Source organism: Planctomicrobium limosum, assembly GCF_051465645.1.
GTDB lineage: Bacteria > Planctomycetota > Planctomycetia > Planctomycetales > Planctomycetaceae > Planctomicrobium.
The window spans coordinates 5,317,215-5,342,274 of record NZ_CP195790.1 but is presented as its reverse complement, the minus strand read 5'-3'; the positions used below and the strand labels follow the sequence as shown (position 1 = coordinate 5,342,274).

The 25,060-nt window shown below is 53.8% G+C and carries 16 protein-coding genes, 4 pseudogenes and 1 CRISPR repeat array; of the genes and pseudogenes, 14 read left to right on the top strand and 6 right to left on the bottom strand.

Annotation, left to right across the window (positions count from 1 at the left end):
- The first annotated feature begins 123 nt into the window (after nt 1-123).
- Both SH527x_RS20210 and SH527x_RS20205 read left to right on the top strand, forming a co-directional pair.
- A complete protein-coding gene (locus SH527x_RS20210) occupies nt 124-2,034 on the top strand; it encodes a hypothetical protein (RefSeq protein ID WP_437192494.1) in 1,911 nt (636 codons plus the stop codon).
- 183 nt (nt 2,035-2,217) lie between these two features.
- Nucleotides 2,218-3,933 carry a tetratricopeptide repeat protein gene (locus tag SH527x_RS20205; protein WP_437192493.1) on the top strand — a complete coding sequence of 572 codons (1,716 nt, stop codon included), beginning with the start codon at nt 2,218-2,220 and terminating at the stop codon, nt 3,931-3,933.
- Between the two features lie 55 nt (nt 3,934-3,988).
- Here the strand turns inward: SH527x_RS20205 and SH527x_RS20200 are convergent, their stop codons facing one another.
- On the bottom strand, nt 3,989-4,342 hold the full coding sequence (locus tag SH527x_RS20200) for a hypothetical protein (RefSeq protein ID WP_437194667.1): 354 nt from the start codon (nt 4,340-4,342) through the stop codon (nt 3,989-3,991).
- A gap of 28 nt (nt 4,343-4,370) precedes the next feature.
- Here SH527x_RS20200 and SH527x_RS20195 point away from each other — a divergent pair.
- Together SH527x_RS20195 and SH527x_RS20190 are read left to right on the top strand one after the other, a co-directional pair.
- Nucleotides 4,371-4,724: pseudogene (locus SH527x_RS20195) on the top strand (DDE-type integrase/transposase/recombinase); the annotation flags it as partial.
- Nucleotides 4,725-5,016: 292 nt separating this feature from the next.
- Nucleotides 5,017-5,964: a hypothetical protein gene (locus SH527x_RS20190; protein ID WP_437192492.1), complete on the top strand. Its 948-nt coding sequence runs from the start codon at nt 5,017-5,019 to the stop codon at nt 5,962-5,964.
- 22 nt (nt 5,965-5,986) lie between these two features.
- Here the strand turns inward: SH527x_RS20190 and SH527x_RS20185 are convergent, their stop codons facing one another.
- Both SH527x_RS20185 and SH527x_RS20180 read right to left on the bottom strand, forming a co-directional pair.
- On the bottom strand, nt 5,987-6,628 hold the full coding sequence (locus tag SH527x_RS20185; RefSeq protein ID WP_437192491.1) for an acyltransferase: 642 nt from the start codon (nt 6,626-6,628) through the stop codon (nt 5,987-5,989).
- Nucleotides 6,564-8,474 carry a glycosyltransferase gene (locus SH527x_RS20180; protein WP_437192490.1) on the bottom strand — a complete coding sequence of 637 codons (1,911 nt, stop codon included), beginning with the start codon at nt 8,472-8,474 and terminating at the stop codon, nt 6,564-6,566. The genes SH527x_RS20185 and SH527x_RS20180 overlap by 65 nt, the downstream gene beginning before the upstream one ends.
- A gap of 750 nt (nt 8,475-9,224) precedes the next feature.
- Here SH527x_RS20180 and SH527x_RS20175 point away from each other — a divergent pair.
- Entirely contained in the window at nt 9,225-9,794 is a 570-nt protein-coding gene (locus SH527x_RS20175) for a hypothetical protein (protein ID WP_437192489.1), read from the top strand.
- A 16-nt stretch (nt 9,795-9,810) separates the two neighbouring features.
- Here SH527x_RS20175 and SH527x_RS20170 read toward each other — a convergent pair whose 3' ends face one another.
- Nucleotides 9,811-10,035 (bottom strand): hypothetical protein, encoded by a 225-nt coding sequence (locus SH527x_RS20170; protein WP_437192488.1) that lies wholly within the window; start codon nt 10,033-10,035, stop codon nt 9,811-9,813.
- A gap of 1,440 nt (nt 10,036-11,475) precedes the next feature.
- Here SH527x_RS20170 and cas9 point away from each other — a divergent pair.
- The 4 genes and pseudogenes from cas9 to SH527x_RS20150 all read left to right on the top strand — a co-directional run bounded on the left by cas9 (nt 11,476) and on the right by SH527x_RS20150 (nt 20,784).
- The gene (gene cas9 / locus SH527x_RS20165) at nt 11,476-15,603 is read left to right on the top strand and encodes a type II CRISPR RNA-guided endonuclease Cas9 (protein ID WP_437192487.1); all 4,128 of its coding nucleotides are present in this window, start codon (nt 11,476-11,478) and stop codon (nt 15,601-15,603) included.
- A gap of 92 nt (nt 15,604-15,695) precedes the next feature.
- Nucleotides 15,696-16,634 (top strand): type II CRISPR-associated endonuclease Cas1, encoded by a 939-nt coding sequence (gene cas1 / locus SH527x_RS20160; protein ID WP_437192486.1) that lies wholly within the window; start codon nt 15,696-15,698, stop codon nt 16,632-16,634.
- Entirely contained in the window at nt 16,625-16,930 is a 306-nt protein-coding gene (gene cas2 / locus SH527x_RS20155; RefSeq protein WP_437192485.1) for a CRISPR-associated endonuclease Cas2, read from the top strand. Before cas1 ends, cas2 begins: the two co-directional genes overlap by 10 nt.
- A 49-nt stretch (nt 16,931-16,979) precedes the next feature.
- Nucleotides 16,980-19,781: a CRISPR direct-repeat array (repeat unit 36 nt; unit sequence AGTCTAACAGATCCATCCCCGAGAGCAGTCCGCAAC).
- Between the two features lie 137 nt (nt 19,782-19,918).
- Nucleotides 19,919-20,784, top strand: a pseudogene (locus tag SH527x_RS20150) (IS5 family transposase).
- Nucleotides 20,785-20,786: 2 nt separating this feature from the next.
- Here SH527x_RS20150 and SH527x_RS20145 read toward each other — a convergent pair.
- Nucleotides 20,787-21,053 carry a transposase gene (locus SH527x_RS20145; RefSeq protein ID WP_437192484.1) on the bottom strand — a complete coding sequence of 89 codons (267 nt, stop codon included), beginning with the start codon at nt 21,051-21,053 and terminating at the stop codon, nt 20,787-20,789.
- A 336-nt stretch (nt 21,054-21,389) separates the two neighbouring features.
- On the opposite strand from SH527x_RS20145, the gene SH527x_RS20140 reads away from it, so the two are divergent.
- The 5 genes and pseudogenes from SH527x_RS20140 to SH527x_RS20120 all read left to right on the top strand — a co-directional run bounded on the left by SH527x_RS20140 (nt 21,390) and on the right by SH527x_RS20120 (nt 24,746).
- Nucleotides 21,390-22,421, top strand: coding sequence for a hypothetical protein (locus tag SH527x_RS20140; RefSeq protein WP_437192483.1), 1,032 nt, complete (start codon nt 21,390-21,392; stop codon nt 22,419-22,421).
- A gap of 130 nt (nt 22,422-22,551) precedes the next feature.
- Nucleotides 22,552-22,695, top strand: a pseudogene (locus SH527x_RS20135) (transposase); the annotation flags it as partial.
- A gap of 288 nt (nt 22,696-22,983) precedes the next feature.
- Nucleotides 22,984-23,211, top strand: coding sequence for a hypothetical protein (locus tag SH527x_RS20130; protein WP_437192482.1), 228 nt, complete (start codon nt 22,984-22,986; stop codon nt 23,209-23,211).
- A 159-nt stretch (nt 23,212-23,370) separates the two neighbouring features.
- Nucleotides 23,371-24,162, top strand: a pseudogene (locus tag SH527x_RS20125) (IS5 family transposase).
- 275 nt (nt 24,163-24,437) lie between these two features.
- Entirely contained in the window at nt 24,438-24,746 is a 309-nt protein-coding gene (locus SH527x_RS20120; protein WP_437192481.1) for a hypothetical protein, read from the top strand.
- A gap of 17 nt (nt 24,747-24,763) precedes the next feature.
- Here the strand turns inward: SH527x_RS20120 and SH527x_RS20115 are convergent, their stop codons facing one another.
- Nucleotides 24,764-24,985, bottom strand: a complete 222-nt coding sequence (locus SH527x_RS20115; protein ID WP_437192480.1) for a helix-turn-helix domain-containing protein — start codon at nt 24,983-24,985, stop codon at nt 24,764-24,766.
- Nucleotides 24,986-25,060: the final 75 nt, after the last annotated feature.

Here is a 25,060-nt window from a genome sequence, read left to right as displayed (position 1 = left end):
GCGGTTACTCTACCCAACATGCCAGCGCCATTTCTGACGGTTGCTGGAGTTCTCCGTCTCACCAGGGATGATCCGTGAGACGAGAGCTTACTCTTCTGAGGAGAATAATCATGAATCATCGACATGCGAAAGCAGCGTTTGAGCAAAACTATCCAGTGTCAGCACTTCACCTGGAAGATTTTTAAGCGAGGCTCTGTCTACTACGCAGATGGACGGAGCGGGTCCAGAAATCTGGGCAAACATACATTAAACGCAAGGACCGAAGAGAAAGCGATCCAGCACCTCCAGAAACTCGATCGTGACAAAGCCAGAGAACTCGGTTTGGTATCAGAGGAGCAGACCAATCAAGTTTCCGATCAAAACAAAGACCCCATTACGATCCAGGAAGGTTGGGAGAAATTTCTGGGCTACTGCAATCGTCCTGCCGGACTCGGCGGCGTCAGCCGCAATACCAACAAGAAATACCGATCCGTGAAGGACAAGCACATTGCCTTCTGCCAGAACACAGGCATCCTGACCTGGCAGGACTTCAGCAAGAAACAGGCGGAAAACTACGGCCGTTGGTTAGAGAAGAACAACTACGCACCACGGACGTTTTACTTCGAGCTGATGCTGCTGGTCTCCATCGTGAAGTGGCTCATCGGAGAACATCTCCTAGATGCGAAGTTGCGGTTCCACCTCAAGTTGATCAAGCCCGTGGGTACGGATACCTACTGTTACGAGTTTGCAGAGGTCCAGCGAATGCTGGAACATTGTCAGACAACCATCGCCGGAAGATGGATTCATCCCATTCTGATGACTCTGGCCTGTACGGGTAACCATGCAGATCGTTTCGCTGTCGGACTGATTGGTGACACAATGCAACGCATCTACACGGACGGTCGGGCGGATCTTGCGGCCATCATCCCTGAGAGCTGGGCAACTCCCAGACTGAAGATGAACCATCGGTCGCCAGTTCGTGTCGTGCAGCTCATCAATACGATTCGGTCCGACTCCGACACTGAACAGCAAAAGTGTCGATCTGACGCCTTGCCAGGCTCGGCACGGTTGTTCCTGTGCCCGGCGGAAACGGAGAATCCTGAAGCTGTCGAGAGAAATGTGAGGGCCAGGATGGCTGAAATCACCAATGACCCTGCATGGCTCAATACGTTGCACGTGAAAACGCTGATTCTTGAACATCAGATGGCCGCGCGTCGTATGAACTTCGCAGAAATATTTGAACCACTTTACCGCATCGAAATCTTTCGGACGGGTCTTCTGAATGGCAACTTGCCTCTGCTCGCATTCTTTACCGATTTGGTACAACCACTGGTCAACGCCGGACAACAGAAGGACCAATTCAAGCTCACAGCACTCCTGCGAAAACATTCCGCACTTCTTAGCGAGGAAGCCTTTAAGACAGCCGGAGCTAATCAGCCGGATAGCCTTCGTCAGGCCAAGACTGCTGTTCACCAACTCCTTGAACTGTGGTCTGGTGATGGAGATCCCACGCTTGCACAAGTGCTGGAATGCGTACATTCCCATCGACTTTTCTCGATTCCTGACGCGCTCACGCCATTCGTGACACCCACCGAAGGTGACGACGATGACGAACAGGAGGATGGAGAGTCCCAGGAGAATGAGGCAACGGCGCATCTCGCGGCCATTCGCACCTGCCTTCAGGCTCCATTCTCGCATGTCCGGGCATACCATGACTATGTGACGGAATCGGCCACATTCGATACTCACCACGGCGTGAAAGGGAGGGAGTTTGACCGCGTTATGGTGATCATCAACGATGCTGAATCGAAGGGCTTTCTATTCAAATACGGATCGTTGCTCGGCACAAACTCAGCGTCAACCTCACGAGGGAGATCGCAAGAGGTGAAAGAATCAGCGGAAGACCGGACCCGTCGACTCTTTTATGTGACGTGCAGTCGGAGCAAGGACAGTCTTGCAGTAGTTGCTTACACCGAGAATCCGGAAGTCGTGAAAACACACGCTCTCAACAAGCAGTGGTTTGAACCCGCGGAGATTGAGTTGATCAATCCGTAGGTCAAATGGTTTTTCAAGGTATCTGATCTGGGGCACGCCGATGAGCCTGAAAAATCGTCCATTGCCATAAATCCCTTCAAAATGAGGAATCGAAACACTTCTCACGAACCGCGATGTAAGAGACAAAGGCTTTCTATTCAGCATTTTGCATATTGGCCAGTACGACTCATGGAGTTCTGAACTATGACAATACAGCGAGAAGGCATCGTGTCTGTCTTGGACTGTTTGCTAAATCGTGGGCTTGGAACCGAGGAAGATACGCTGGAGTTCGTCAATATGAAGCACGACGCTCTGGTGACAAAAGTGGTAAACTACCTCAATGCACACCGCCACTTTCTGGGGTATTGCCATATCGAGATAGGACAGGCGCTAAATGACAAGGGGGTTGATGTCATCTTGACCGCCCCAAAATGCAAGGTTGGCTTCCAGGTCAAGAGCCATTTTGATGTCACAGAGGATGACTTTGCATCCAAGGTCAAGCGTCAGTTTGCTGAAGCGCTGTCATTCGAACTTGACCACTACTACATCTTGCTTTGCTCGGCCATGATGAAGAATGGCAAGAAGGATTATAGACAACGAGTGGCGCATTTGCTGAACGAGATTCGCCTTTTCAAAGGCGTCACATTTGACGCTTTCGGTCCTCTTACGACCATTCAGTATTTTCGATCACCGGTCGTCATTTCGAGAGATGAATTACTGAAAAGAATGGTGATTACCGACGATTGCCTTCACGAATATGAGAAGGGCTACGAGCATCTCCCCGAAGTTACTTCCACTGAGATTATCGCTGCTCAGAAACGCCTTGATGAAGAATTTGGTGACGATTGGTGGGACATTAAGGGTGGGACAGCAGCATGGCAAGGCCTCCAACGCCTGATCGAACAGGCGGAAGCAAATCAGTTTATGACCAGCTATTGGCCCACACTTCCGCCTGAAACACGGCAGCAGCGGTCTGGCTTGATTTCTTCTATCCAAATGAGCCTTAAGGCATGTCGGAAATGCAACTCTTGGGGAGACAGGAGTGAAGGAAAGTTATCTCAATGGTTAGATCACGTCGAAGAATCCATGATTCCGTACACATCGGTGCCAAATCTACTGAAGATCGATGAAAGCGTTGAGAAGTATTTACAGATTCATCGGGCAATGGATGATGGACGACCTCATCCTTCTACAGCATTTGCGATGAAGAATGTTGCACACTTCGTCTTAGAAAGGGGAAAGTTGGACGAAGCAATGGCGATGCTGAAAGACATCATGCGGAGGGAGGAAAGGGCTATTGGCCCAGAGCACCCCCAATATGCACAAAGCTTAACCCTTCTCGGGGCAATTCATGCGGATCGAAAGCGGTTCGCTGAGGCGGAGGCTACGTACCGTAGGGCAGGAGACATCGTCTTCCACGCCAACGGGATCACGCCCGATATTGGCCTGATTTACAACAACCTTGCATCTCTGTATCAAGAACAAAGACAAATCGAAAAGGCAATTGAGTATTACAGAAAAGCAGAGGAAGTATTCCGGCTCACTGAAGGACCGGGCCATGTGGACGTGGTCACAGCACTGGTAAACCGGGCCTTCTGCCACGGAATGCTGGCCGACTTTGGGGCCGCGTTGCAGTGCTACAAAGTCGCGTTGCCGATTGCTGAACGAGTCTACGGACGTGCCAGTAACAATGTGGCGTCCATTAAGGGAATGTCAGCCCTCGCGGAAAATCGAAGCGGTAACGACGCAGGTGCACGAAGGCTTTACACAGAAGCGTTTGCGATTTACCAAGAAATGGGGTTTCCGAAGACTAATGATTGTAAGGTGATTCTGCGCAATTTCGCAGCTTGGCACAGAGACATGGGCGACACTGATCGCAGCAATGAAATTCGCAAAATCCTGAATTCAATTGAAGATTGACTGTGTAGCGAGTGTAGACCGGGGACCACATTGACGCCGCCTACTGCCTTGCTGTTCAGGTCTCTGAATGATCCGAATAAGGAACTAAGCGACTGCCCGCTATTCTCCCGATAGTTGGAAGCGAGTTGCAGCGGTAGAATTCGATAAGCCGGAGTGGGAACAGTTGGGCGAATTCTTCTGCCAGATGATCCATGAAGAACGACTCGATGTCGCTCTGCAATGTCGGCTCGTTCCCCTTCACCGCCAGCACATCATCCGCACCGGCATCCACAATCTTCTCGGCAATGTCCGTTTGGCAACTTATGGCAACAATTGTGATCAAATACCCGGAAATCTCCAGCAATTCTAGAGCGGCTTCGCAAAAGATGTATGGTCCTGTCTCGTGGAAGACCAAAGTTTCATCTGACAAAACGCGATCTTCGCGGACACATGAGAGACCGAACCGGTCTAGGAGTCTGGGAATCGCGGTGATCTCGTTGCTCTTCTCCTCTACGACCACCTGTTCCAGACTGATGTGGTTGTCCGAGCGAATTGACAGTCGTCTGGTGGTGGATGCCCTGAAGATGGCGATTGCTCGTCAATGTCCAGGAGAAGAACTGCTGGCTCACTCCGACCGTGGCGTGCAGTATGCGAGCGAGCACTACCAGAGACTGCTCAAGGAACATGGCATCACGTGTTCAATGAGTCGCAAAGGTAACTGTTATGATAATGCTCCCATGGAATCTTTCTTCGCCACCTTGAAGAAAGAACTGGTGCACCACGAGCAGTATCAGACCCGAGCAGAAGCTCGGGGGTGGTGGAGGGTCTTCCAGTTCGTCCTCTTCCATTTCGCCGAAGCAGGGGACTCAGCAAAGCGATCCGCCTCCCGCATGCAATACGACGGACTGCACCTGTCCAATCAATGGGGGGACCGGCTCCGGAGGTTTTGGCGGGTTCGGAGGCGGAATCGGTTTTGGCGGGCTGCCGAGATCATCCGGTTGGCCCGTTAACTATCTCAATGGCAACATTGTTCTCTCCGCCACTGACATCTCTTCCAGCGGATTCGGAGCCGCTTGGGCGCATCACCGGACGTATTCTAACCAGTTGTTGCTGTCCTCCGCCGAAATGGGCCAGGGAACCAACTGGGTCGTCTCCAACTGGCCCTTCCTGGTCGAAAAGGCGGACGGATCGATTGCCCTGGTGCGTGGCACGACCGCGTCCCTCTGGTTCGATCTCAGCAGCGGCAGTTACGTCGGACGCTATGGCAGCCTCACCTCCTTTTTTCAGTATCACTCCAGAAGCGACTGGAACGTGATCTTTCTCGATGTGGGTTGCAGTGAATCGGTTCGCAAGTCCCTCGAGCGGATCGGCACCTGCGTTCCCTATTCGCCGCATCGGATTCCCAATTCTCATGGTCTGGTCTTTCCGGCGGCCCTTGCCCGCTTGGCCTCGCTGGCGGAGCACATTCCGGAGCAGGGGATTTATCTCTATGTGGACACAGACTCGCTCTTCTTTGCCAGCATGGAACCAGTCCTTCGACAATTTCGACGCAGTGGACTCCCGTTGGCAATTGCGATCGAGGATGATCCCGGCTTCTGGCCCGGGCAGATGCAAAACAGTTGGCTCGGCGAGATTCCCCCGGAGTTCCTCCGTCGCTCCCACTGGCAGAATCGTCCCTTGCTAAACACCGGACTCCTGCTTGCTCAGGGAACTCAGGTGCGGGCCGCAGCTCAGTTTGCACGACAACTTTATCGGAACTACTCCGATCGGCTGCAACATGCGGAGCAAACGATCCTGGCCAGCCTGATTTATGAATGGGAGATCCCCTATTTTCCGCTCCCGCATCACATTCATTGTTTTGCGAGGGAAGAGTACCTTGAGCAGGATCGGCCAGGAGTTCGCTATGTGGACGCTGCTCCTCGCTACTTGGATCATCTGGTGACGATGCGGCACTTTTGCGGCCGTACGAAGTCCGTACTTCGGGACTTTCGGACTCCTTTGGATCAGAAGTATGAAGCAGGCTTTCGACAGCTACAGGCATCCCCTTCTTGACGAGGGAGCGAGTTGAAGGGATTCAAGGGCCTCGAACAGGTTCCACGCGATACGCCGTCTCTTGCAACAATCCTAATCCCCGCCTGGCGAGTTCAACCGTGCGCGCGTCGGACGATATCCGTGCAATCTCCTGAAGGATCTCCGCCAAAGAGTGGGAGAGGGGACGATCCGGCACCTTAGCGGCCGGTTCACGGAGGTCCTGGTCGAGAGGAGAGTTCCTCCTCGACTCGGCCACGGAACGGGCATCGCGTTCCGGAAGGCCCCATTCCTCCCGGCAACGCAGAAATCGCGCCGGGTTCCCGGCCCAGACTTCGCCGGCTCCCACCGGTTTCGTGAGGACGGAATAGGCCCCGATGACGGCCCAGTCTCCAATCGAATTCACGCTCGGCAGAATGACCGCGTTTTCCCCAATAAACACGTGCTTCCCGATGACCAGCGGACAACCGACCGGCGGTCCGACCTTCCCCAGTCGGATGGGGCCGGTCAGATTGGCATGCGTATGTGTGATGACGGAAACCCGATGGGCGAGATGGCTGCCATCCCCGATCGTCAAGTCTCCCGTCAGGTCAATCTTCACATCCTGACCAAAGCTCGCCAGGTCAGAGATGTCCACCTGTGAAGGCGGTAACCCGGGATGGCGTCGCGCCATTAGCGGCTGGGGCATGGAGACTCTCTTTCGGTTGGAAGCTTCCCGCGCGCTTCTGATGGCACGCCTCAATCAAAACCTCTTCCCAGGCATCAACCATCCGCCGCGCGGATTTCAGTTCCAGAATCGCCGTGCGAACTGCTGGAAAGACCACTTGTTGCTGGGAGGTGAAAACCGCCTCGATCCGTTCGGCCCACAGCTCGGGTGACGCGTCCAGAGGAACGAAGAGAATTCCCTGAGGAATTCCCCTCTCCTCGAACTGCCGTGCCAGTTCCGGAAGCATCCCCACGGGAGTCGACACGACAGGACATCCCGCCCCCATGGCCTCCAACGCCACCAGGGGTCCTCCTTCATGAAGGGACGGAATCATGAGGCAGTCGAGTGCCTGATAGACATCCCCGACGTCAGTCGTAAAGTCGAAAGAGACACGTCCCTGCGTGAGCCGCTTCACCACGTCGAGCTCGCGCGCCGGTGCCGCCCCGCCCTGCGGCATGAACTGCGGACTACAGTAGACGGCGTGATAATTCGCTCCGAGCGACTCAATCGCATGTGCTAGCGCCAGCGGATTCTTCTCTGCCGACCAGCGTCCCACGAAGCCCACCGTTCGCACCTGTTCGTTGTCAATTTTCCAGTGTCGACGCATTTCCTCACGGGATCGACGTACGGCCATTCTCGGGAAATTCACACCATTGTGAATCACTCGGACGTGATGTCGGTACTCGGGCGGGACCAGATGTTTCGCGTCATCACAGACCGTGATGGTCCTCGTGGCGAGTGGCGCTGCGGCAGCGCAGGTTTTGGTCCACGCACCCGTCCCGTGAAGCCCGAGCACGACCGGCCAGGTTCGGCCCTGCTTCGTGAGTTGTCGCAAAATGTCGCCGCATCCCTGTCCCCAACAGTAAATGACGTCAAACTCGTCGGCCAGCAGTTCGATCGCCTCCAAAGAGGAATGAAAACGTCTGATTCGGTGACAATTCGAGACGGGGCTCAGCGATGTTGTTCCGTAGACCGGAATAAACTGCTCGACAGCATCAACCATCGGATCGTCAGAACCGCCGCCTTCAACGATGAGGGCCGCTTTCCATTCAATCCGTTCGGCATACTGCAGAAGGGACAGGAAATTTTCCAGCACCCCTCCCGAGTTGCAGGTCTGCGTCAGAAAAAGAGCGCGAGTCCGAGGTTGCGGGCGTAACTCCGTACGCGCGGCCTCTCGGAACAGATCGAATCCGGGGCTGGGAGACGTTAAAGTCCGATTCGCATTGTGACGTCGATAGCGGACGCGAGCTTCGCCCTTTTTCAGCTTCCATCCGGCGCGATGGATCTCCAGCCAGGTTTGATAATCCTGACCATGAATCCCGACATTGGCCAGATTCTCAAAGCAGCCGCTGCTGAGGAGCGCCTCTCGACGGACCATGGAGGCACTGCACATGCAATTCCCCAGGGTGATGTCCTGTATCTCGGGGTTCGGAGACCATTGGCCGCCAATGTTGCCAAAATGGTCCACACCGGGAGTTACCGCCCCCACGGCGGGATCTCGAAAGTGCGGCAGCAGCAGTTCAATGTAGTCGGGAGCCAGGATGTCGTCCGCATCCAGAAACGTCACGAATTCGCTCTGTGTTCGGATCAGACCCGCACGCCGCGCCAGGTAAACGTCCCGACTGAAGATTTCAACACTTCGAACTCCATAGCCTAAATACTGCCCTGCGACAGCAGCACTCTCATCAGTACAACCGTCCAGGATCACCAGAATCTCTGCGGGGAGCCAGGTTTGAGCGAGAGCACTCTCAATCGCCTCGCCCAGAAACCGCGCATAGTTGTGACATGGAATAATGATGGCAACTGACGAACGGTGGATTTCCCTCATGTCAGTAATCCTGTACGGTTTTGGGAGGGAGGCCGCCAGGGTGAATTGGCCTGCCCCCCCGATCGGGAGGTATTCTTCTGACGGTCCATCATAGCCATCTGTCCTGCGAACTTCGCGTCCTCTTCCCAGAAATGAGGAGGCAACGAATCATCTCCTCAAGGATCCACTCCTCATAATCCCGGGAAACGGCCGCTGACATTAGAAATGAGCTTCACCCGAGCGGGGGCCGGTCCGCCTGATGCTCTTCGGGAGACATGTATCACTCGGAAGGAACAAGACCTCGAGGCGATGCTCAGTGGATGCGATGATGACTGCCTTGATCCATCCTCGCAATTCCGGCGCCTGCTGTTGAAGTGGACGAGGGGGCAAATCGTCCAGGCCGACGCCAGACGAAATCCTCATCGCCGCAACGTCCAACGTTTATTTACAGTTCACGGACAAAGCACATATCGATGTTGTAGCTGAAGCGACCAAACCGATGTTTTGTACAGCGTGAACTGGCCGTATCAAACGGTGCTGCCGTTGGTTATGGCAGGTACGGTTGAGTCCCGCGATTTCGATGCACTTGATCTGTTGAACGCAGTCAGTCTCCAGTCTCGAGAACAGCACAACTGGTGAGTGGATTTCTGTTACAAGCAGAACATCGCTCTGTGAAGCCCCCCTTGCTCGCCAGGACGAGTTGTCTGTGAATTAGATTCTGTGGGAGTGTCTTGGGGGAAATCAATTGAAAAGAGTCTGGCGGAGGCGGAAATGACACCGACGCAGGGGCAATATCTTCCCGCAGATAAATCACAGCTACAAGCCCATCGCTGGGTGAACGCCCTTGATGAACAGCCTATAAAAGACCTGCTGCTGCAACTTTTGATCAGTGAGACAGCCAGTATCAAAGCCAATGTTCTCGCCGAGATTCGCCAAACGCAGACTGCTACCGGTTGGCCGACAAGTGATCTGCGGCGAACTTTGGCCCAGCTGCTGCAGGAAACGAAGACTCTTCGGGCCGAAGAAAATGCGAAGCAGGCTCGCAAGGCTCAGGAAAAAGCTCAACAAGAAGCCGCCAAAGCTAAGCGCCAACGTGCCGGCAGAATGAAGAAAATGCTCAAGAATCCGGACAAATGGCTTCGCGAATCGGAGCTGCGCGTCGATGCTCGAGGAACTGACAACTATCAAGCGGCTGCGGATATTCTCCATGTTCTTAGCGAAGCCATCGGTTGCGACGAAGGAGACAGGATGACGCGCCGTCAGGCCTCAAAACTGGCGAAGAAACATCCGACACTCAATCGTTTGAAGAGTTCATTGCGGAAGCTCGGCCTGCTTGAATAGCACTGCAGTGGTGATTTCATTTCCCTTGGAAATCGGCAATTCGATTCCAGTTCGCCATTCTCCCCACCGCCGACTTCCAGCCTTCGATTCTGACAATAAAAAATCGAGTGACCGACTGGTCGTTTCGAGTTTGCTTCGCTTTCTCCCTGCCGACTCCATCTTCAAACACCGATTTACCTGCTGACTTCAATGTCGATGGAGCAAACGCATTTCGTTGATGGCGTCCGCAACGTGGTCGCATGATCACGCCGCGTCGCACTGGTTCAACCTATGACACCGATCTACACGAGCAGATCACCTCCGCGGTTCCGGACATCGTTTCCGAGGAACTGTTTGCAGCCGTGCAGCAGCAATTATCCGAAAACCGACTGCTCGGAAGTGAACGAAGACGTGGTGCATGTTATTTGCTGCAAGGATTGCTGGAGTGTGTCTGCTGTAGCTAAACGTATCATGGCAAAAAGGTCAGCCGCGGCAGTGCGAAAGGACGAGTTCCTTATGCTTATTATCGCTGCTTGGGAACAGATGCCTATCTGGAGTTCCCCCAGCAAGGTAATACAGCCGATCATAGGAAAGACATCCCGCAAAATGCTGATGGAGTTCCGTCATCCGCAAAACAGTACTGGGGCCGCCACTTGTCGGCACGAGGATCCAGCGTGGCTTCAAGCGGAACGGTCACTGACGAGGTGGTAACGGTGTACATTCGACTTCCGGAGAGAACTGGGCCCATGGATGGAGGCGACTATTTCCAAGTGACACCATCGTTAGTGACAGACTTCAGTCCGTAGCTCACAATTCTCCCGAACCTACCGGATTCAGCCGGTATTATTCAGTGCCCAATGAGAGAATGCCGCATGAAGGTCGCTTTCTCTGGCTCGATCGGGAGTCGCTAGGGCAACTCGCTGTCTGGTCGTGGACCTCAAGATTACCGGAGGTGTCACAGCGACAGACCAGAAGAGTGAGAAGTCAAGCCTAATGATGCTTAGCGCATTAAAAAACCGTAGGCCGCAGGTCATGCGGGCTACGGTGGTTGTTGATCAGTGCCTACGATCAGTCTCTTTTGCAAGAGCCTGTCTTGTTGCGAAGAACTCGCGGGAACGGATCTGTTAGACTGGATATGAAAGTAACCTTCATGGAAGATCATTTCAAGTCAGACATCGCGATTACTCACGTTTCCCAGATCTTCATTTCTGCTCGCAGTCCGCAACTATAAAATCCGTTTTCAGAGCCAATGATAAGGCAAACACTCACGACATCGATTTTATACGACATGCTTGACTAAACTGCAACTACAAAATAAAATCGAGTTCGGTCTGGAAGAGCCCGGCCGGATTCAACATAGAACGGGGCTCACTACCCCCTATTCAAATTGCAGAATCGAAAACGGGGAGCGCCGGGAGCGTGGCCAGACCGGTAGGTCACGTTGAGACGATGTCCAAAGTCTTTTCGGGTTGGTGTCCAAAACCAACGTCCCGGCCCTTTTTCATGATAACTGGTTTGGCAAAACGTTTCCACTCGATACTGTCAACTGAACCTGCATGAGAAAATCACCAGCATAAGATGGGATACTCCCCTTCAGTTGAATGAATTAATTAAACAAAGAGCGGGCCACGCTTTCGTTTGTTTTCTTGCTGAGTACCTTCTGCTCGGCGACAAATGTTCGGGCTCCTGCGCGGGGTGCCAGATGATTGCGCTTGGACTTGATATCGGTTCCAACTCGGTTGGCAGTGCCTGGGTCGACACTAAGAAGCAGGAGATCGTCGCGGGTGTCAGCGTGTTTCCTGCGGGTGTCGACGAAGCCGACGACAAACGAGGAGCCCCGAGAAATCAGGACCGGCGAGCCAAACGTTCGCTGCGTCGCAATCTCGCCAGGCGTTCCAATCGCAAGCGAATCGCCCGTCGGATCTTGACAAATGCCGGTCTCCTGCCAGCCACAAACATTGAGTTGCAGATGCTCTTCCAGAGTGATCCCTGGGAGTTGCGACGACGTGGACTGTCCGCACCACTCACCGCTCACGAGTTTGGTCGCGTGCTCATTCATCTGATGCAGCGGCGGGGAGCGGTGGGCTTCGACGCCGATCTCGATTCCGAAGGCAAAGTCAAGCAAGCCATGTCGCGTCTCCACCTCACGATGATGGAGCAATATGGAACCACCGAACACCAAAAACTTGCTCAAGAATTGAAACAGGAGATTGAGTCGCTCCAGAAACAGATGTCCCGCACGGCAGGCAAGGAATCGACTCCTGAAGCCGAGGGTGCACCAGAGAAGAAAGATCTTCGTCGTAACTATGAAGATGTCTGCGACGAACTCAAGATCCTTTGTCGCACGGTCATGGATAGCCAGTCTGTAACGTTTGGTCGCTTCGTCGCCGACTTGCGAGATAAACGACGGCACCTCCTCACCAATCCGGATGGGTCACCAAAAACGAGTGCGCAGGGTGGAGTTTCTCTTTACGAAGATCCGATTCGGAACCGCGCAGACCAGTTCGAGTTTCATGCAGACCGATCCATGATCCGGGATGAATTCGAGCAGCTTTGGGAGCGCCAAATCCAACGTGACGGGGCACTGGGCTCACTGACGGTCGATCAGCAGCAGGCATTGAGAATCTCGCTGGATAATCCAACTCGTGATTCCAAATGGCGGCATCAGGGAGCGATCTTCGGGCAACGCCTAACTTACTGGAACATAAACACTCTAGGTCGCTGTGATCTGGAGCCGACGGATCGCTGCGCCCCGATTGCAGATCGCCACGCTTCGTATTATCGAGTGATCGAAACAGTCAATAATCTGCGCATCCGTTTTCCAGAAAACGGGTTTGCCCGCTGTCTGCTCCCGGACGAGCGTGACAAGGTTATCGCCCGATTGCAATCTCAGAAAACAGTGTCGATCGCAACGCTCAAGCAGGTGCTGGGGATTGATACGAAGACACTCAAAAAGTCCGAAATTCCCGCACGGTTCTGGCCAGTATTGAACTTCGACGGAGGCGATGACCGAGAAATCAATACTGACTGGTTTCACCGTGAAATTGTGATCGGAGCGATCGGAGAAGCGGAATGGGACCAATGGCCTGAGAACAAGAAGGAAGGACTCAACAAAGCCCTGCTGAAGTGTGATCCTGCGATTTTGGAAGACGCCGAACGCCTGCATGCAATTGCAGTTCGGATGGGACTGAACTCTTCAGTGGCGGATCAGCTTGTCTCAGCATGGAAGGCTCGCCCCAAAATGGAACGGAGAGTGAATCTTTCTCGGACGGCACTCGTGAATCTTCTGCCCTACTTGTGCACTGCGTTCTGTGGTCTCGATAGAAAATCAGGAAAGATAATTCGCTGGAAATGGCTTAAGGAGTCCGGTTTCAATCCTGTGAAACATCGCTGGCCCACGCAGATCGAAGCCCGTGAAATGTTCGCCGATGACCAACAGAATTCGGCAACGGACGATCAGAGAAAACGATACCGTTTAGGAGCAAAAACGCTCACAAAGGCGGATCGCCATTACATGCTGAAGCACAAGAATGAATTGCCCCCTGCTCCGATGCTCAGTAATCCCGTAGTTCGAAAAGCCATTCATGAAGTTCGCCGGCATGTCATCGCTCACATGCGAGCCCACAAAGGAAAGAAGCCGGATCGAATTGTGATCGAGTTCGCACGTGAGGCGAAAAAGTCCAAGAAGCAAGCCGACTGGATGCTCGCGCTTAATCGCAAGCGCGAGCGAATTCGCAAGCAAATTATTGAGAAGTACATCCAGCCAGAATTCGGATCCTCTTTCCACACTCTCAGCCATAATCAACTGCAAGCAGCAATCGACCGTGTCATTCTGGCAATCCAGCAGAAAGGAATGTGTGCCTATAGCGGCGATCAACATGGCCTGATTACACCGTTGATGGCAGCGCGCGGCACGGGACTGGAGATCGACCACATTGTCCCTCGGGCATTGGGGGGAAGTAATGCCTGGAGTAACCGAGTCTTATGCAGGAGAGAGGCCAACCGGAATAAAGGAAGACTGACCCCGCGTCAGTGGTGGGGCGAAGAGTTTGATCAGAAAAGTCGCCCAATGGCTTTCATGGAGAACCACGAACCGGCCAAGGGAGACCCGCAAGAGTTCTTCACGAGGAAGGACTACGCCGCAAAATGGCAGAACTTTTCGCGAGAAGACCAGCCACAGGAATGGCGAGGAAGTCAACTCACTGATACCGCCTATGCCGCTCGACAGGTGCAGTCTTATTTGCAATCGGCTCTGTGGCCCACCGAAAGGTCGCACCTCGAAGGTGGCAAACGGCGGATCTTTGTCACCATTGGCTCGTATACTCATCAGCTCAGAAAAGACTGGCAGCTGTTCCAAAAACTGATCAAGCCAAGCGAATCGCCCACAGATGAAGTGCAGCAGGCCTCTTTGAAAAATCGAGGTGACCATCGCGAACACGCGGTCGATGCTGTCGCGATTGCCTTCACCGGCATCCCTGTGAACGAGACCCATCTTGAAGAAGACGGGCTGATCCGAACTCGGATTCAAGATCTGGCTCACCATCAGCAACAGCAGGCGAAGTTTGCTCAGGAGGTTAAAGAAGGGAAACGTGAACGAAAGCCCGATGACCGCAAGCCCCTTCCCCCACCTTGGGGCGACATCAAGTCATTCAGACATCAGGTCATGTCTCAGATCTTCAGTGAATATGAAGTGTCGTCATCACAGTCCGCGAAGAAAGCATCGGCGGTCACTTCGATCGTCGTCTCTCATCGCCCTGTAGGACGCAAAATCCTTGGCAAATTTCATGAAGATACACTCTTTGGGCCTGTGCCAGGGATGGAGAACATCTATCTCGGCCGAAAGGCTGTAGTCGGTCTCTCACCGGCACATTTGCGACTGCCAGAACCCGAGAAGAAGGCGGATTCTGTGAAGCGGCTTGCAGAGGAACTCGTTCAAAATGGGAACGCCAAGACAATCCGAGATGCCAAGATGGTCGCCAAAGCACTGGTTGAGTCTCCGGAGTTTGTGGCTCCATTAATCGACCCATCCCCTGGAAAAAGCGGTTTAGTGCGTGATCTCGATCTGCGGCGGCAAATCAGAGCGTGCCTCGCGGCCTTCGAATACACGGAGAAAGACCGTGATGGAAAGATCCGGAAGCAGTATCTCCTCAATCCGGACGAATTCACCGACAAGGAACTTTTGCAGGCTGTTGCAGCAGGAGCCATCCGTCAGGCCAGCGGTGTTCCCATCAAACGGGTGAAGCTGTTACGCACCATGTCTGATCCGGTCATTGTTCATCGCAAACGCTGGGACAGTGAACAAGGAAAGTGGGTGCGTGATACAGGCAAAGACGGAGAATTACAGCCTCACGAACGCTCTCGCGCCGACAGGGCCTACGTGGGCGGAAACAATCATCACATCGAAATCAGGGAAGATTCCAAAGGGAGATGGTCTGGCACGGTTGTTTCAATGCATGAGGCGGCCCAGCGTGTTCGCCAGAAAAAGCAAAGTGCAGTCAATCGCTCTGATGACTCAGAGCAGGGGCGATTCATCATGTCGCTGGCCGCTGGCGAAACGGTCTTTATGAAGAATGAAGAGACGGGTCAGGCAGATTACTTCGTCGTTTTTAAACTCGACAAGTCGCGAACGATTTATTTCATGCACCATTGGGATGCACGTCGAGCGAAGGGGGAAAAGGATGAAAACGGAATTGTCTTACCAGATTCGAAGCGGCGTGAAATCGGAGTCGCCGCATCAAACTTGAAAAACCTCGCACCAGAAGGATCTGAATTCCCTTTCAAAGTGAGTATCAGTCCCTTGGGACAGGTTCAAAAACTTCTTGAGGATTGACGATTCTCGCTTGACTTAGCTAATTCCTTGCTGAAAGCTTGAGTGAACATTCGCTTGCAGGGAGGCGCAGAACACAATATCAAGGCGTCTCCATGATCAAGCGAACAATCGAGATTTCGCAGGAGCCTGCACATTTATCAGCGAAACAACGTCAACTGTTGCTGAAACGCGAAGGTTCGGTCATTGCGAGTTTTCCCAGTGAGGATCTCGGCGTTGTAGTCGTTGAACATCCTCAAACGACCTATACACACTCGGCACTCGTCGAACTCGCTGAGCAAGATGCGGTTCTAGTGATCTGCGGTCGCAATCATCTTCCCTGCGGAATGCTCCTACCTGTCGGGGAGCATACGGAAGTTGTGTCGCGTCTCCGGCTGCAGATCGCAATGACCGCTCCAACGAAGAAGCGTGTTTGGCAGCAAATCGTTCGCGCCAAGATTCTTGCGCAGGCGGAAAATTTGACACCAGACTCCCCGACTGAACGCCGTTTGAAGCAACTCGCCGCGAGAGTCCGGTCAGGCGATCCTGACAATCGAGAAGCGCTTGCTGCCCGCTTCTATTGGTCCGCCTGGCTGATGGAATCGCCTCAGGCCGCCGAGGAGCGCCATCCATTCCGCCGCGATCCGGATGGAAATGGCATTAATGCGATGCTGAACTACGGTTACGCCATTCTTCGTGCTGCGCTGGCTCGTTCCATTGTCTCTGCCGGGCTGAATCCCGCTTTAGGTGTTCAGCATTCGAACCGTAGCAACGCATTTTGCCTCGCTGACGACCTGATTGAACCGGTACGACCAATCGTTGACCAGCTCGTTCGCAATCTCGTGTTTTCAGGCGAGTCCGAGATTACACCGGCAGTGAAGGCCGAACTCCTCGGCTTGCTGACTAAAGAAGTTCGAACAGGAGATGTTACGGGACCACTGTCAATTGCACTACAGCGCTATGTCGTTTCGTTCGTCTCAATCATGGACAAAGACGCCAAACAGCTATCGGTTCCAGTTCGATGCAAATCAGCAACTATCGCAGCATGTGGCTAGTCACAATGTTTGACCTTCCGACAGACACCAAACGGGCTCGCAAACATTATGCGAGATTCCGTCAATTTTTGTTGAAGGACGGATTCCGCCAAATTCAGTATTCCGTCTACGGTCGACACTGCATCAGCGAAGAGGCGGCGGATGTTCACTACCGTCGTGTCGAACGTCAACTTCCTCCGGATGGAGAGGTGCGAATGCTGGCGGTTACCGATCGGCAGTTCGAAAAAATGCGAATCTTCTGGGGAAAAACTCGTCAACCATGCGAAAAAACACCAACTCAGCTTACGCTTTTCTGAGCAATAATCGGCCGCAACGCTCGATCACCACTCAACTTGCAACACGACTAGTCTAACAGATCCATCCCCGAGAGCAGTCCGCAACCTATCGTGTTTTTCAGCATAATCCAAAACAGAGTCTAACAGATCCATCCCCGAGAGCAGTCCGCAACCCAATCCAATCAGGATTGACGTAATCACTCAGTCTAACAGATCCATCCCCGAGAGCAGTCCGCAACTAAGCGTTTTTGCTTGCGACAAACGAACTAAGTCTAACAGATCCATCCCCGAGAGCAGTCCGCAACAGCAATGCACCCCGACGACAAGAGTAAGCCAGTCTAACAGATCCATCCCCGAGAGCAGTCCGCAACCAATGAAAGAGAGAGTCGCATGGCTGAAGCAGTCTAACAGATCCATCCCCGAGAGCAGTCCGCAACATGACGATCGTTTATCGGATTGACTTTGGAGTCTAACAGATCCATCCCCGAGAGCAGTCCGCAACAGTGGCAATCATCATAATTGGATCAGTGGTAGTCTAACAGATCCATCCCCGAGAGCAGTCCGCAACAGGTCCGCAGTGCAGATCCCCAAAGCCATCAGTCTAACAGATCCATCCCCGAGAGCAGTCCGCAACACGGCGGCGTATTGTTGGGCGACGGTTCGCAGTCTAACAGATCCATCCCCGAGAGCAGTCCGCAACTAGGTCATCAGGGACATAATGACCGGGGTTAGTCTAACAGATCCATCCCCGAGAGCAGTCCGCAACGGAACTGGATTCGTGTACCCATTCAGCGGGAGTCTAACAGATCCATCCCCGAGAGCAGTCCGCAACTAGCGGGCGTTGGTGATGAACTTGACATCCAGTCTAACAGATCCATCCCCGAGAGCAGTCCGCAACACAACCCATGTTTTTCCGTAAACTTCAACTAGTCTAACAGATCCATCCCCGAGAGCAGTCCGCAACCAGTTGGGAGTCGCATTGAAGATGAGCGTTAGTCTAACAGATCCATCCCCGAGAGCAGTCCGCAACTAAGGCGGTCCGTCCTCAATGAAAATCCAAGTCTAACAGATCCATCCCCGAGAGCAGTCCGCAACGAAGCGTTGCAACGGTAAACGAGGAGGCACAGTCTAACAGATCCATCCCCGAGAGCAGTCCGCAACCAGTTGGGAGTCGCATTGAAGATGAGCGTTAGTCTAACAGATCCATCCCCGAGAGCAGTCCGCAACCGATTGGTTCTGTTGAGCTATTACCCGGCAGTCTAACAGATCCATCCCCGAGAGCAGTCCGCAACCGACAGCTCCGTCTACGCATTCGTTGAAAAGTCTAACAGATCCATCCCCGAGAGCAGTCCGCAACAGCAGGGGGAGGATAGTGAACGAGGGAACCAGTCTAACAGATCCATCCCCGAGAGCAGTCCGCAACGAAGAAAGAGGCAGGTAAAGACAATGCCTAAGTCTAACAGATCCATCCCCGAGAGCAGTCCGCAACAGCAGAACGAAGAGCTTACAGGGGCAATTTAGTCTAACAGATCCATCCCCGAGAGCAGTCCGCAACTGCAAATGCAGGCCAATCATTACGTGAGTGAGTCTAACAGATCCATCCCCGAGAGCAGTCCGCAACGCCCTTAGCTGAAGATTGAAATCGAAAGATAGTCTAACAGATCCATCCCCGAGAGCAGTCCGCAACACGAAACTCCGGGAATAACCGTCTGCCGCAGTCTAACAGATCCATCCCCGAGAGCAGTCCGCAACAACAGGTCTCGAATTGAGACCGGAGAAACGAGTCTAACAGATCCATCCCCGAGAGCAGTCCGCAACTTGTTGTTGTAGTCCCGAACGACGAACAAAAGTCTAACAGATCCATCCCCGAGAGCAGTCCGCAACAACGCCGACGAGTTGTACGTTGAGCATCATAGTCTAACAGATCCATCCCCGAGAGCAGTCCGCAACTAAGTCAGTGGAGGATAGCGGGCTCGAACCAGTCTAACAGATCCATCCCCGAGAGCAGTCCGCAACCGTGGCTCTTCTGCAATGACCGGAGACTGGAGTCTAACAGATCCATCCCCGAGAGCAGTCCGCAACCGTTGTCGGTGTGACCGATGGCGACACGGTAGTCTAACAGATCCATCCCCGAGAGCAGTCCGCAACAAAGACCACTTCTAAAAACCAACCTGCAGAGTCTAACAGATCCATCCCCGAGAGCAGTCCGCAACACAAGCTGATGGACAAACTCATGGACTTCAAGTCTAACAGATCCATCCCCGAGAGCAGTCCGCAACTTTCGCGGCTGTGGCTTCTTGAAAACGGATAGTCTAACAGATCCATCCCCGAGAGCAGTCCGCAACACAAATCACAAGGCTCTGAATGGCCGCTCGAGTCTAACAGATCCATCCCCGAGAGCAGTCCGCAACTGTCAGATCGTAAGTTAGTCGAGTCGATCGAGTCTAACAGATCCATCCCCGAGAGCAGTCCGCAACGAGTGGAGATCTTGCAGTTTCATTGCAAACAGTCTAACAGATCCATCCCCGAGAGCAGTCCGCAACAGGCAATTCATCAAATTCAATGCCGGCAAAAGTCTAACAGATCCATCCCCGAGAGCAGTCCGCAACTACATCCTTCCAGGGACGTGTACGTCATCCAGTCTAACAGATCCATCCCCGAGAGCAGTCCGCAACCATTCTGCATGTACACCGCGATGGGCTTGCAGTCTAACAGATCCATCCCCGAGAGCAGTCCGCAACCCTGGATTCCGGTGGAAACGTTCTTGTTCTAGTCTAACAGATCCATCCCCGAGAGCAGTCCGCAACTCGTCCCAGCCGGAACGTCGAAGTTGTCGAGTCTAACAGATTCATCTCCGAGAGCAGTCCGCAACACCAGCAGGTCGACCCCTTCACTGGTCGCAAGTCTAAGAGTCTATCCGAGAAGTGATCTTGCAGTAAATCTCTGTTTGCGAGGATATTATTGCCTGTCCATGGATGACTCGTCTGGTTGATCCGCAAACGAACGCACATGCTGGCACGCAAGCTCTATCCCAGTGATCTTTCGGATGCTCAATGGGACTTGATTTCACTGATCATCGCTCCCGCCAAACCCGGTGGTCGTCCTCGGGGTGCGGACATGCGGGAAGTGATTAACGCGTTGCTGTACCTGGAACGCAGTGGTTGCCAATGGGACATGCTTCCCGCAAACTGCCTCCCCGCAGCAGCGTCTTTGAATACTTATCCACCTGGAGGGATAACGGCACCTGGAAACTGATGGTGGATGTCTTGCGGGAAGGGGTGCGGGAGTCGGTGGCTCAGCAGCGGAATCCAACTCCCAGTGCGGGCAGCATCGATGCCCAGACCGTGAAAACAACCGAACGAGGTGGCGTGCGAGGCTTCGACGGAGCCAAGAAAATCACGGGCCGTAAGCGAAATCTGGCTGTCGACACGCTGAGGTTGCTGCTGGCCATCGTGGTCACCAGTGCAGCGGTGGATGACGCGAAGGCCGCTCCCCAGGTGCTCAGCCAATTGAATCAGAGCGAGTTCCCCCGACTGGAAGTAATCTGGGCGGACAGCAAGTACCACAACCACGCTCTGCATCACTGGAAGTTGCAACAACCTGACTTACCGTGGCGACTGGAGATCGTGAGTCGTCCACCAGGGCAACAGGTATTCATTCTGCTTCCCAAACGCTGGGTGGTGGAACGAACTTTTGCCTGGCCGGGGCGGTCCCGGCGATTGAGCAAAGACTACGAACGCACAACGTCATCGAGTGAGGCCCTGATCCAGCTCAGCTGCATTCACTAGATGCGCAAACGCCTGGAACCTAAAAGCACACAGCCACCGTTCAAATACAGACTTGCATCGCAAACAACCTTCTCGGATAGCCTCTAAGCCTATCCACGTCGTGGCACGCGTGGTTGCTCCCGCCCTTGAGCCACGCGAGCGTCCTCTGGGAGGTCATGGGCGATGTGCTCGAAGAACCCCGTGTTCAGCCAACGGCACACCTGGTGGTAGACCACCGGCCAAGGGGGGAACTCATGGGGCATGAAACGCCACTGAGCACCTGTCCGTAGCAGCCAGCGTATGGCATTAAATACCGCTCGAAGAGAGTGGGAATCCTCTTTCACCAGCGCCAAATAAGGGGGGCCAGAAGGCCCCATTATTTATTCGTGACGCCACTCGGCTCAGGCGTCCGTGGCTTGCTCATCCGCGGAAACGACTCGAGCCACTACACTTAAGTCCACAATCGACTCTGCGACGGGACAATGGTTGCAAAGTAGCAGCCTCGACACCATTTATATCTTCTATCAATTAATTTAGCGATTCGGGCGATCGTGCCTCTCCAGATGTTGCAAGGCTAATGCACTACTCGTAGCCTGACGATGTGCTTCGTTTCTAAAGGTAACCGTGATTTCTGACGTTACTTGTTCAGTAGCCACCAATAGACAAATCGTATTTGAGATGACCTTTTCCTTTCTCTTTCAGGAGTGGATTTCATGGCGACACTGACAGATTATAAGGGACTTGATGTCGTGACCGACGCCACAGGTGATGGCGGTATCGCACTCACCGATAATTTTAAGGAGTTGGCTGATCGCGCTCCCTACCAAGCCTCGAACAATCCAGGTACCAATGATGATTCGTCCAAAGGCTTCTCTCCGGGGGATCAGTGGCTGAATACATCGACGCAAGTATTCTGGACCTGCATCAGTAGCAGTGCGGGGGCAGCGGTCTGGAAATCGATTCTCAAACGTACGGCGACCGTTCTGGAACTGATCCCGCAGGAGACAACAGAGGGCGTGCAGGTGGCGGGAAACCTGCAGGTCAATGGTGTTGCTCAATTCGAGGGGGCCACCTTTAATAGCCCAGTCCAAACTCAGGCTGGAAGCGCAGCGGCTCCCGGGCTGCAGGTGGGACCGCTGGCACAGGGATTTTATCAAGTCGATGCAAACACTTTGGGACTGGCGATCAATGGGGCCGACAAAGTCAATTTCACTTCTGCCGGATCGATCATCTCCAGAAACAATAATGTTTCCAATTCTCCGTCGATCATGATGGAGCATTTCCGAAGCGACGCCGCGTCCAACGCAGCGTTCGTTCACCGAAAATACCGAGGCACTCAGGCCGCACCGGCGGCCGTCACAATGGGAACAATGCTGGGGGCATTCGCCTGGCAGCCGTACAACGGCTCCAGCAACGCGGGAACTGCGAGCATCGTCGCGGAAGCGACAGAGAACTTTTCCCCATCCGCAATGGGGACACGCCTGAGAATCCAGACCATTCCGACGGGACAGGCCACGCGAATTGACTCACTGCGATGCCTGGGACCCCGCGTGGGGGTCAACATGACGTCGGATCCAACTGCCAGTCTTGATGTCGATGGTGACACGGTCCGCCTGCGAACGGCGAAAACACCGGCGAGCGCATCGGCAACTGGGAACCAAGGAGACATTTGCTGGGACGGTGATTACGTCTATGTCTGTGTGGCCGCCAATACCTGGAAACGAGCCGCACTCACAACTTGGTAAAGCACGCTCTATTCTGGACGGTGGCGACTGAGGACTCAGCTGGAATGAAGCCTCCGTCGCCCCATCTGGATCGGATTTATCTTCCTGCAGTCCAATTTAGACGGCCCCCAAACCCTTTCTCTCGGAAACACAATGGTTTCTGATCGCGGACCTGTTTCCGGAACCTCCTGTGGGTCCGCTCGGCGGACGGCCTTGGAGTTCCTCCCGCGAGTGCCTGGAAGGGATTCTCCGAGTACTGATGACAGGAGCGCGTTGGAAAACCCTGTCATTTTGAAAGGGCCAGAACGATCCCCCTCGCCAGCCACTAGCTGGAGGCGGCATTGCGACTGGTTACGCAACGGAATCTTTCGAGCCGCATGGGATCGATTGCTTAGCAAGTTGCTGCAGCGACGCGGCATCGATCGGGTAGATGCGATCGGCGATGGCTCTTTTGCACGAGCAGACAAGGGGACGACGACGTTTGACGTTGCCATCATGGAAACGGGATCCGCATCCTGATGATCACTGATCTAAAAGGGACCGCACTCACGTGGAGTTTCCCACTTCTACCAATCACAGCCAAGTGACCACGATCGAAACGTTGATCGATCAGTGTCCTCCGCATGGCCAGCCCCGAGGCCTGCTCTACGATAAGGCTGCCGGTGCGGACTGGTTGCGTGTGTATTTTCAGGCTCGTGGAATCGAACTCATCTGCCTGCACCGGGAAAAACGGACCAGACCCCGCCTGCAGGATCGCCGGTCGCTCAGGTGCTACGAACGACGCTACCGAATCGAGCGAACCTTCAGCTGACTACAGAACTGTCGACGCTTGATTACCCGATGGGAGTACGACGCCGAACTGTTCGAGGGCTTCGTCCACTTAGAACGTGTTTTGAAATTGCCTTGAATGAGAGAAACGGCTACGGCTCCTTTGTGAACATCTTGGCAATCCAAGGAAGGAGCCGCAGCCGTGTTAAGGACCAATTATTCCAGCAATCTCTCGGATGAGCAATGGCAATTGATTCGTCGATACCTCCCCAAGCCATCTCGACGAGGGCGTCCCCGCATCGATCGGCGCTGGGTTCTCGACGCCATTTTGTATGTCGTTCGAACTGGCTGCCAGTGGCGGATGCTGCCTGCCGATTTCCCCTGCTGGAGTACTGTCTATGGCATTTTTCGAAGCTGGGTTCGCAGCGGCCTCTGGGAGACCATTCACGACCGACTCCGAGAACAGGTCCGGCAGGCTGTGGGAAAGAAGAAACGACCCAGCGTCGCCATTCTCGACAGTCAGTCGGTCAGAACAGCAGAAGGTGGGCTCGAACGTGGATACGATGGAGCCAAGCAAATCACTGGCCGGAAGCGGCACATTGCCGTGGACACGCTAGGGTTGATCATGGCTCTTGTCGTGCATGGAGCCTACTGGTAGGATCAGGATGGAGCCTGCTTTGTGCTGATGAAACTTCGGCGTGTTTGTCCCCGTTTGAAGGTCCTGTTTGCCGACTCAGCGTATGGCCGGAAGGAACTGCCAGAATGGGTCCGGGAAACATTCGGCTGGGTCTTGCAAGTGGTGCTGCGGCCGGTGGGGATCAAGAAGTTTGTCGTGTTGCCCAAGCGGTGGATCGTGGAGCGGACCTTCGCCTGGCTGGCGAGATATCGCCGCCACTCCAGAGATTATGAGCGCACGCCCGAATCGAGCGAAGCGGTCACGTACATCGCCATGACCAACCTCGTGGGCAAGCGACTCGCAAGGATGAAATCCTAATTTTCAAACACGTTCTTAGCCTGTCTGGACACCGTCATTAAGGGGTTGTGAAACCAGTTCATGCCATCCGAAGCCAGCACCTATCTGTGCCATATCAGCTAAATCTCTTCAAAAAACGTGGCATATAAGATGAGTGCTCTCACATAACTATCGGGAGGGTGAATTTTTGCGTGTCATGCCTTGTGAAGACTGGTTTCGTCCAGTCTTTGCAAGGCTATTCTTGTTTTGGGATCGGCGATCGGTCCCAGGTTTCACTGATCTGAAAGGAGCCCACATTGCTGGCGAAGCGACATCTCGCGATCATCCGGGCGGCGCTGCAGTTCTTTGATGAAGAGCTGAGTGCGCATGCCCCGGACGTGGCGCGACCCTATTTTGAAGAGCCATTGGAGGGGGAGTTGGAAGCCGATGAAGTGGAGCAATTACGAGAACTATTGCAGACCGTGGAACTGAGATATCTCTGCTGTGAGGGAGTTGGAGCGACCATGACGAGCCAGGAACTACTGACGTTCGAACGGGCCCTGAATGTGGAGAGATTACTCAATAATGGTCGCCTCGCGACAGTCCTTCTCACCTCTGTCCCCTGATCTCTGACCTCTTCCTCTCACAGTCCTTCCATTAACTCCGAGAGCGTGATTCCCAGCGTTTGAGCGATGACGTCGAGATTCCGCAGCGCCAGATTGCGCTCACCTCGTTCGATCCCGCCGATGTACGTGCGGTCTAGCCCACAGGCGGCGGCAAAGGCTTCCTGGGAATAGCCTTGCTCCTTCCGCAATTCGCGTACCCGCTCTCCGAACCGCTCCAGAATGTCTGCTCGCTTGGCCATACGAGCATTGGACTGTTGACTATTGGTATCACTCTACGGACGATAAGTATCATTTCGTTTTGATGACCATGCGCA